This window comes from Acidisphaera sp. S103 (assembly GCF_009765975.1).
Lineage (GTDB): Bacteria > Pseudomonadota > Alphaproteobacteria > Acetobacterales > Acetobacteraceae > Rhodopila.
Genome location: NZ_LMUJ01000108.1, coordinates 228,270 through 236,971 on the forward strand (window position 1 = coordinate 228,270; position 8,702 = coordinate 236,971).

Below are 8,702 nucleotides of genomic sequence, written 5' to 3' on the forward strand. Positions count from 1 at the left end.
TAGACTGCCTTTTGAGCCATCCGCTGCGTCCATCTGGCAATCTCGATCCGTGTCGCGGCAATATCGTCCGGCATCACGACAGGGCGCGATTCCGTGTCGTTCGGGTGCGGCTGATGAACGCCAGATCAAAATCCTGCTTCGCATAAACCGCATCGCTCTTCCGCGGATCGAAGGCAATCTTGTCGAAGTCTCGGTAGACTGGCCGGAACGAAGTTGCACTGGGTGACACCGAGTGAATTTCTTCTCCGTGAAGCTCTGTGCAAACTCAGCGTAACTCCGTGTGCGCTTGATTGCTTTGCTGCCGACGGCACTGATGGATCGCACAAGGTCTGTGAAGGCGAAACAGCGCGATGCCACCAGGCAGCACCACAAGAGCCAACCAAAAGGTTAATGCCGCGACGCTTCCATTGCCTGACCATATCGCTCACGAAGACACGATCCGCACGACAGGTCCCAATCCCGGTAACGATCGCTGGCCCCATACCCCCCGGACACATATCGGCGCTCGCAAGGCGGTGGAGGATGGTGCTCAGCTCATCCCGTCTGGCAAGATGGCCCCGGAAGCCGCCACGGCCAAAGCCCGGTAACGCGCCGGCACCCCACCATCGAACCACCCCCTCTCCTTAAAATCCCGGAATAAACCAGATGCTGATCTGCCAACTCACCGACCTCCATGTCCGGCCCCACGGCCTCGCCGCCAACCGGATATCCGAGACCAACATGCTGACCGAACGGGCTTTCCGCGTGGTCGCTGCCTTCACCCCCCGGCCCGACGTCGTGATCATCACCGGCGACCTGACCGAGTGCGGCCTCGAAGCCGAATACGCCAACCTCGTCGCCATACTCAGGCGCACCCTGGCGATGCCGGTCTACGTCATCCCCGGCAACCACGACCGGCGCGAGAATTTTCGCGCCGCGCTCGCCCACCTGCCAGGAGTCACCACCGATTCGCATTTCGTTCAGTACGCCGTGGAGGACCACCCCGTCCGCCTGGTCATGCTGGACACACTGGTCCCCGGCGCCAATCACGGAGAATTGTCCTCACCCCAACTGCAATGGCTGGACCGGACGCTGTCGGCCCAACCCCACAAACCGACCCTCGTGGGCATGCACCACCCGCCCTTTGTCACCGGCATCCCGCACATGGACAGAATTGCGCTGGTGAATCCCGAAACGTTCCGATCGGTGATCGGCCGCCATCCCCAGGTGGAGCGGATCGTCTGCGGCCATCATCATCGTCCGATCATCGGGCAGTGCGCGCACGCGATTGCCTCGATATCGCCATCCGTCGCGCATCAGGTCGAGTTGACGTTCGATCCATCCGATCCGGGGGCGTTCAATTTCGAGCCGCCCGCGTTTCAGTTGCATATGTGGCATGAGAAAACCGGCTTCGTTGCGCACACCGTCTATGTAAATACCTATAACGGCCCATTCCCGTTTATCACCGATCCGGCATACCCCGGTACTCGTCCGCAATAAGTAGACGCGTTTCGCAAACATACTTTCGACTTATTCGCATTTTCCGTTAACCTATGAGTAATCTTTGTCTGCTAGCATTCCGGGACAAATTTCGGGTTTTGCAACGTGCTTACGATTTGGACAGTATATTTCCTCGCGGCGGTGACCGTGTCCGGCATTGTCGTCGCGGCAGGCTGGCGCAGCAAACACGCCCACGGCGTGGCCGCGGCGAAGGACGCATACAGCCTGCCCAATGATCCGCTGTGGGCCGACCCTGAAATCGACCTCGACGCATCGGACGCCTGGACCGATGTCGGCGGCGCCATTCGTCTGGCCTTGAAACGTCTGATCCCGGTCGTGGTTTCCCAATCCGTGAAGGTGGATGTCGCCGCACCCGCCGGCCTCCTGGGCCGCATGCGCGGCACCGTCCTCGCGGACATTCTGGAGGAATTGCTGGCCGCCGCCGTCCATGGCGCACCCGCCAGCCGGCTTCTACTGACAGCCACGACCCACGGCGATCGTATCCATGTCGGCGTCACCGACGACATGCCGGGGGCCGACCCCGCGATCCGCGTGGCAAGCGTCCGCGGCCTGATGGAGCGTGTCGCCCTGCGCGGTGGTTCCCTGGACGTCGATGTGCGTCCGGCCGACGGCACGACCATGACCCTTCGCTTTGCCGCGGTGGCCAATGAGGGGACGGAAATCAACGATCGGACTCTGCCCGAATCCACAAAGGGGGCGCCGCCCCCTTTGATCCCATTCATGGGGGCAGTGTCTCGATTCTAATGTCCTGCCCCAGAAGTTCGTCGCATTCTGCGACGGCTTCTGGGATCGGCTGGCCACCGAAAACAAAGAGCTAGGGTCCGTGGATAAACACCTGCTTCGCCAAACGACTCAGCTTCGGTACGACCCGTTGATGTCGATGTAGCCGTGCGTCAAATCGCAGGTCCAGACGATCGCGGACCCGCGGCCCAGGCCAATGTCGATGGCGATCTCGACTTCCTTGCCCTTCATGTGCGCCACCACCGGCGTCTCGTCGTAGCCCGGGATCACCGCACCCTCGCGCGCCATCCACACCCCGCCGACACCGATCGATAACTTGTCGCGATCCGCCGGCTCCCCCGATTTGCCGACAGCCATGACGATGCGGCCCCAATTGGCGTCCTCGCCGGCGATCGCCGTCTTCACCAGCGGAGAATTCGCCACCGCCATCGCGATCCGCTTCGCCGACTTGGCGTTCGCCGCCCCCGTCACGTCGATGCGCACCCGCTTCTGGGCACCTTCGCCGTCCCCCGTCACCTGCAACGCCAGGTCCAGCAGCACTTCGTTCAACGCCTTGGCGAACCCGGTCAGCATCCGGTTGCGGGCGGCATTCCCATCCGCCGGCGGAATCCGCGGATGTTTCGCCTGCCCGGTCGCGATCAGCAGCACCGTGTCTGACGTGGACGTGTCCGAGTCCACCGTCGTGCAATTGAAGCTGCTGTCGACGCCCTTCCGCAGCATCGTCTGCAGCGCATCGGCGGGGATCTTCGCGTCGGTGAATACGAAGCACAGCATCGTCGCCATGTCTGGGGCGATCATCCCGCTGCCCTTGGCGATGCCGGTGATCCGCACCTGAGCATCGCCGATCTGCGCCACCCGCGTCGCCGCCTTGGGAAACGTGTCCGTGGTCATGATGCCACGCGCCGCCGCTTCCCAGTTATCCTCGGCCAGCGTCTCTTGCAGCGTCGGCAGCACCGCCACCAGCTTCTCGTGCGGCAGTACCTCCCCGATCACCCCGGTCGAGGCCACGAACACCTGCTTCGCCGGACACCCTGCCAGCTTGGCCGCCGCCGCAGCCGTCGCCGAGCAGGCATCACGCCCCGCCTTGCCGGTGAACACGTTGGCATTCCCCGCATTCACCACCACCATCCGAGCCTTGCCGCCCTTCAGCGCGGCTCGGCACCAGTCGATCGGCGCCCCTGGGCACTTATTGGAGGTAAACACCCCCGCGACCGTACTGCCGGCGGCGACTTCCATCATCACCACATCGGTTCGGCCCTGGTAGCGGATGCCCGCCGCCGTGGCTGACAGGCGAACGCCGGCCAGTGGTGGCAATGCGGCCAGCGGAACAGCCAGCGGAGACACGGCGCCAGTCATCGATTCCTCTCCATTCAAGTCTTTTTATCGCTCAGTGCACTTACTTGGCCGGCGGCGGCTCCGCCGTGTCGGTCGCCTTCGCCGGTGAGCCGTCCATGTTGAATTTCACCACCGTCACCGCCGCCCTGGCTTTGGCGACTTCCTTCTGAACGGCCTCCTGAACCATCTGCTGGCGCAGTTCGTCACGCTCCTGCTCGAACGCCGGCGGCGGCGTCGTGCGGCGTCCCAGCGTCTGGATCACGTGCCAGCCGAACTGGGTCTTCACCGGTTCGGGCGTCACTTCGTTGTCCTTCAGCGCGAAGGCCGCATCGGCGAATTCCGGCACCATGTCGTTCTTCTTGAAGAAGCCCAGGTCCCCGCCTTGCGCGGACGCGCCCGGGTCCTTGCTGTACTGTTTCGACAACGCCGCGAAGTCGGCCCCCTTCTTCAGTTCGGCGATGATCTTCTTCGCGGTGGCTTCATCGTTCACCAGAATATGCCGGGCGTGAACTTCTTCCTCGCCCGGCTTGCCGGCGAATTCCTGGTCGTAGCGAGCCTTCACCGCCTCATCGGTGATCTGCGGGCGCACCAGCTTGGCGAGCAAACCGGAGGCCAGGGCCCGGTCCTCCGCCATCTGTACCGAACGCGCCACCCCCGGGTCCTTGTCGAGCCCGGTCTTCTTCGCTTCCGCCACCAGGGCCTGCTCATCCACCAGTTGGTCGAGCAGCATCGGGTAAAGCTGCTGCTGCGGCATGCTGCGGGCCTGGGCCGGCAGGGTTTCAACCATTGCCTGCACCTCGCTGGCATGGATTTGTTGGCCATTGACCGTGGCCACTACGGGGTCGGGCGCCGTTTGCGCCACGGCCGATCCGGCGGATACGGCGCCGAGGAGTGCGATCGCAGCGAAAACGCGGGCCGGCGGCCCAAACGAGCAGTCCGGAAAAAACGGCATGAAAACCCCTGAAGATTTGACCGGCGTGCTTATGACCGAAGCCGGGATGGCTCACAAGGCGGTGAATCCTATCGGGACGGCGGCGCCACCGGGGCCGCGACGTCCAGTTTCGGGCCATTGTCGATTTCGGACCCATCGAGGTTGAAACGATGGATCGCCAGTTGGCCTTTGGCGTTCGCGATTACCCGTTGCACCGCCGCGGCCAAAAGCTGCTGCTTCAACTGATCATGGATATCTGAGAAACTCGGCGGCGCGACCAGGCGTTTTTCCTCGACCTTGATCACATGCCAGCCGAATTCGTTCTTGACCGGATTCGGCGCGATCTGGCCGGGCTGCAACGAAAATGCGACATCGGCGAACGCGGGCCAAACCTGCTCTCGGCGGAAAAACCCCAGGTCGCCGCCCTTGGCCGCATCCGGATCCTTGCTGACCAATCGCGCGACGGTCGCGAAATCGGCGCCTTTCTTCAGGTCTTCCAGGACTTTGCGCGCCTCCGCCTCGGTGGTGACCAGGATGTGCCGGGCGCGGACCTCCTCGGTCGCCGGATGATTGGCGAACTCCTGGTTATAGCGCGCCTGGATCGCCTGTTCGGTGACCTGCGGTGCCGCTACCTGCCCGAGATAAGCACCTTCCAGGATCCGGTCGGTCGCCGCCTGGATATCCTTCTGGACCTGCTTCTGCTGGTCCAAACCCTTGCGCTCGGCCATCATCACCAACGCCTCGTGGTCGACCATGCGGTCCAGCAGCACCGGATAGATCGTCTCGAACGGCATCCCGCGCAGATTTTCCGGCAAGGTCTTCGATGCCTCACCCAAATCGCTGAGATAGATCAAATGCCCCTCGACACTGGCGACAACAGGATCCGCCGGACCTTGCTGCGGCGTCGTGGCGTCGCCCGACATGCCGGCGCCGGCCGGCGCGATACCCAGCCCCGGGGCGGGCGATGCGGAGGATTGCGCCAGCGCGGCAATCGGCAACGCCAAGACGCATGCCAGCAGAAAACCCTGACAAAAAAACCAGGCGGGTGTGCGCATCGAAACTCCTGCGATCCATGCGAACCACCCGCGAGGGGCGGCCGAAACACGCGTGGCGCAGCTATGCCCGGTCATGGCCGGCAAGGCCAGAGAAAGCTATAAGTATGGGTGACCAACAGGGAGAAACGCGCATGCCGGAAATCTATGTCCACGCCGTCGAGGGCCGCACGCTGGACCAGAAGCGCGCCTTGGTGCAGGACATCACCGCCGCCGTGGTGAAGAATTTCAACGTCGCGCCGGACCGCGTGATGGTGCAGATCATCGAGTCGCCGAAGGAAAACAAGGCAAAGGGCGGAATCCTGTTCAGCGAGCGGTAATCCCGGCGCTCCTGGCGCCAAGAGACGCAATAACAGCCGCGGGGCAAGCCCACTCGTCCATCGCCCGCCACCGCCATGGCGGACGAAGACCCCATAGGCGTTACGATAAGCGCAAGGCCTACCCTCCCCCGTGTCATGGCCGGGCTTGGTTCGGCCACCCACGACTCTGCCGCTTTCCGTGTAGAAAGTCGTGGGTCGCCGGGCCGAGCCGGTGATGACGCGAAGGGTTGGCCGGTCCTTACGCCTTATTTTGACGCCTGTGAGGTGAAGGCCCGCCATCCACGCCTTCCCTGAGGCCCGCGCGGGAAAGCATCGATAGTCTACCACCCCCCAGGAACGAGGTTTCATCATGTTCCACGAATTCCGCATCGGCGCGATGCAGGCCACAATCGTCTCCGACGGCCCCCTGTCGCTTCCTGCCGCGACGAAGATCTTCAAAGGCACGACCATCGAATCAATCGACGCGGCGCTGACCGAGGCCGGCCTGCCCGACGATCGTGTCCAGGTCGAACAGAACTGCCTGCTGCTGGAAACCGGCGGCAAGCGCGCTTTGTTCGACAACGGGCTCGGTTCGCAAAAACTCTACGGCTCCGACAGCGGCAAGCTGCTCGGCAGCCTGCGGCAGGCCGGCATCGACCCGGCCTCGATCGACGCGCTGGTGCTGACCCATGCCCATTCCGACCATTGCTGGGGCACCATGGGTGACGACGGCACACCGAATTTCCCCAACGCCACGCTCTATTTGGCCCAGGAGGAACTGGATTTCTGGACCTCCGACCCACCCAGCGAACGGCTGGAGCGCAGCGTGGCCGGCTTCGAAAAGCACATTCTGCCGCTGCGTGATCGCATCCGCTTCATCCGCGACGGCGAGGAATTCCTACCCGGCGTACAAGCCTGGCTGACCCCCGGCCATACGCCGGGCCACATGGCCTACCTGTTCGACGGCGGCTGGTGCCTGATCGGCGACGTCGCATTCCACGATCCGCTATCCTACCGCTTCCCGGAAGCCGAGAGCCTGTTCGATACCGACCGAACCATCGGCATCGCGACCCGCCGCCGCGTGCTCGATCGCCTGGCAAATGACCGTCTGTCGATCGTCGGCTATCACCAGCCGTGGCCTGGCCTCGGCCGGGTGGAACGTGCCGGGACCTCGTTTCGCTGGGTCGCGGATGGTGCGGCGGCGCGGTAGGCATCTCGCCCCCCGACACCGTCATAGCCGGCGCAGGCCGGCTATCCACGCCTTTCCCGGGACCCGCACAGCAAGGCGTGGATGGCGAGCCTGCGCTCGCCATGACGATGAGGGGTCGGCCGTGTTACAGCATCCGTTGCAGGATCAGTTTCTGCACGTCGGACGTCCCCTCATAGATCTGGCACACCCGGACATCGCGATAGATCCGCTCCACCGGGTAGTCCGCCAGGAACCCGTACCCGCCCAGCGTCTGGATCGAGGCCGTGCAAATCGCCTCCGCCGCCTCAGAGGCAAACAACTTCGCCATGCAGGCGGCTTCCAGCGCCGGCTTTCCCTCGGCCTTCAAACGAGCAGCGTACAGCGTCAACTGCCGTGCCGCCTCCAGCCGTGTCTTCGCGTCGGCCAGCCTGAACCCCACAGCCTGGAAATCGATGATCGCGCCACCGAACGCTTTTCGCTCGCGCGCATACCCGACCGCATACTCCAACGCCGCCCGAGCCATGCCCACACTTTGCGCCGCGATGCCGATACGGCCGCTCTCCAGCGTGGACAGCGCGATCTTGTAACCTTCCCCCTCGGCACCGATACGCTGGTCTTCCGGCACTTCCATGTCCTCGAACGCCAGCGCACAGGTGTCGGACGCCTTCTGGCCCAGCTTCTCCTCAACCCGCGCGATCGAGAACCCGGGATGCGTCTTGTCGATCACGAACGCCGACAACCCCTTCTTGCCCGCCCCCGGATCGGTCACCGCGAAGAACACCAGGCTGCCCGGATGCGTCGCGTTGCTGATGAACTGCTTGGCGCCGTTGACGATGTACCGGTCGCCCTTCTTCACCGCCCGGGTCTTCAGATTGGACGCATCCGACCCCGCCTGCGGTTCGGTCAACCCGAACGACCCGACATGTTCCCCGGTCGCCAGCTTCCGCAGCCATCGATCCTTCTGCGCATCGGTGCCATGGTTGTTCACCACGATGCAGGTCGGCGAATTATGCACCGACACCATGGTCGAAACCGACCCATCCCCCGCCGCGATCTCCTCCAGCAGCAGAGCATAGGTGACGGGATCGATCTCACTGCCGTCCCACTCCGCCGGCGTAGTGGCCCCGAACACCCCGAGTTCCCCGAGTTCGGCAACGACCTCCGGTTCGATCCGCTTCTGCTTCTCACGTTCCGCGGCCAGCGGGGCGAGGCGCTCCTGCGAGAACCGCCGGATCATGTCGATGATCAGGGTGTCGCCGGTGGGGGAGATGCTGTCGGGCATGGCGTCTGCCTCACGTTACAAATGGGAGACGCCGCTCTACACCCCGCGGGGCGGTTTGTCAGCCGTGCGGAGTTGGTGGGTGTGGCGTGCCCGACGTGAGCCGCCCCGCCCTCACCGTTATGGGCCACCCCCGTGCCTCATCATTATGGGCCGACCCCCGTCCCTTACCGTTGTGCCCCCCCCGTCCCTCACCGTTGTGGCCCCCCCGTCTCTCACCGTCATGGCCGGGCGTGTCCCACGGTTGTCTGGCACGTTTCTTGATATGATACGGTATCAGACTGTCTCATATCAGGACCCCCTGTCCGGGCACGCCCTTGACGCTTTGCGGCGGTTTGAGAAGTTGGCAGAAGCCGCGCAGATGCATGAGATTGGC

9 protein-coding genes are annotated in these 8,702 nt (G+C 63.8%); 5 read left to right on the plus strand and 4 right to left on the minus strand.

Translation table 11 applies throughout. The annotated features are described in order from the left end of the window. The 3 genes from GSQ89_RS38910 to GSQ89_RS36005 form a co-directional block, all read left to right on the plus strand. Nucleotides 1–226 (plus strand): hypothetical protein (locus GSQ89_RS38910; protein ID WP_216856592.1); only part of this gene is annotated, 226 nt, incomplete at its 5' end. Between the two features lie 419 nt (nt 227–645). After that, the gene (locus tag GSQ89_RS36000; protein ID WP_158932914.1) at nt 646–1,479 is read left to right on the plus strand and encodes a phosphodiesterase; all 834 of its coding nucleotides are present in this window, start codon (nt 646–648) and stop codon (nt 1,477–1,479) included. 105 nt (nt 1,480–1,584) lie between these two features. After that, nucleotides 1,585–2,244, plus strand: a complete 660-nt coding sequence (locus GSQ89_RS36005; RefSeq protein ID WP_158932915.1) for a hypothetical protein — start codon at nt 1,585–1,587, stop codon at nt 2,242–2,244. Between the two features lie 108 nt (nt 2,245–2,352). On the opposite strand, the gene argJ is transcribed toward GSQ89_RS36005, so the two are convergent. The 3 genes from argJ to GSQ89_RS36020 form a co-directional block, all read right to left on the minus strand. Then, complete coding sequence (gene argJ / locus GSQ89_RS36010; protein WP_158932916.1) at nt 2,353–3,597, minus strand: bifunctional glutamate N-acetyltransferase/amino-acid acetyltransferase ArgJ; 1,245 nt, start codon at nt 3,595–3,597, stop codon at nt 2,353–2,355. A 40-nt stretch (nt 3,598–3,637) separates the two neighbouring features. Next, nucleotides 3,638–4,528: a peptidylprolyl isomerase gene (locus tag GSQ89_RS36015; RefSeq protein ID WP_158932917.1), complete on the minus strand. Its 891-nt coding sequence runs from the start codon at nt 4,526–4,528 to the stop codon at nt 3,638–3,640. Between the two features lie 68 nt (nt 4,529–4,596). Beyond that, entirely contained in the window at nt 4,597–5,562 is a 966-nt protein-coding gene (locus tag GSQ89_RS36020) for a peptidylprolyl isomerase (RefSeq protein WP_158932918.1), read from the minus strand. 131 nt (nt 5,563–5,693) lie between these two features. On the opposite strand from GSQ89_RS36020, the gene GSQ89_RS36025 reads away from it, so the two are divergent. Next, nucleotides 5,694–5,879, plus strand: a complete 186-nt coding sequence (locus GSQ89_RS36025; RefSeq protein ID WP_158932919.1) for a tautomerase family protein — start codon at nt 5,694–5,696, stop codon at nt 5,877–5,879. Nucleotides 5,880–6,228: 349 nt separating this feature from the next. Further along, nucleotides 6,229–7,068: an MBL fold metallo-hydrolase gene (locus GSQ89_RS36030; protein ID WP_158932920.1), complete on the plus strand. Its 840-nt coding sequence runs from the start codon at nt 6,229–6,231 to the stop codon at nt 7,066–7,068. 124 nt (nt 7,069–7,192) lie between these two features. On the opposite strand, the gene GSQ89_RS36035 is transcribed toward GSQ89_RS36030, so the two are convergent. Next, nucleotides 7,193–8,329, minus strand: coding sequence for an acyl-CoA dehydrogenase family protein (locus GSQ89_RS36035; protein WP_216856594.1), 1,137 nt, complete (start codon nt 8,327–8,329; stop codon nt 7,193–7,195). Between the last annotated feature and the right edge of the window lie 373 nt (nt 8,330–8,702).

Coding starts and splice junctions, on each gene's coding strand:
- GSQ89_RS36030 (WP_158932920.1), top strand. CDS start 6,229: ATGTTCCACGAATTCCGCATCGGCGCGATGCAGGCCACAATCGTCTCC.
- GSQ89_RS36000 (WP_158932914.1), top strand. CDS start 646: ATGCTGATCTGCCAACTCACCGACCTCCATGTCCGGCCCCACGGCCTC.
- GSQ89_RS36015 (WP_158932917.1), bottom strand. CDS start 4,528: ATGCCGTTTTTTCCGGACTGCTCGTTTGGGCCGCCGGCCCGCGTTTTC.
- GSQ89_RS36020 (WP_158932918.1), bottom strand. CDS start 5,562: ATGCGCACACCCGCCTGGTTTTTTTGTCAGGGTTTTCTGCTGGCATGC.
- argJ (WP_158932916.1), bottom strand. CDS start 3,597: ATGACTGGCGCCGTGTCTCCGCTGGCTGTTCCGCTGGCCGCATTGCCA.
- GSQ89_RS36025 (WP_158932919.1), top strand. CDS start 5,694: ATGCCGGAAATCTATGTCCACGCCGTCGAGGGCCGCACGCTGGACCAG.
- GSQ89_RS36035 (WP_216856594.1), bottom strand. CDS start 8,329: ATGCCCGACAGCATCTCCCCCACCGGCGACACCCTGATCATCGACATG.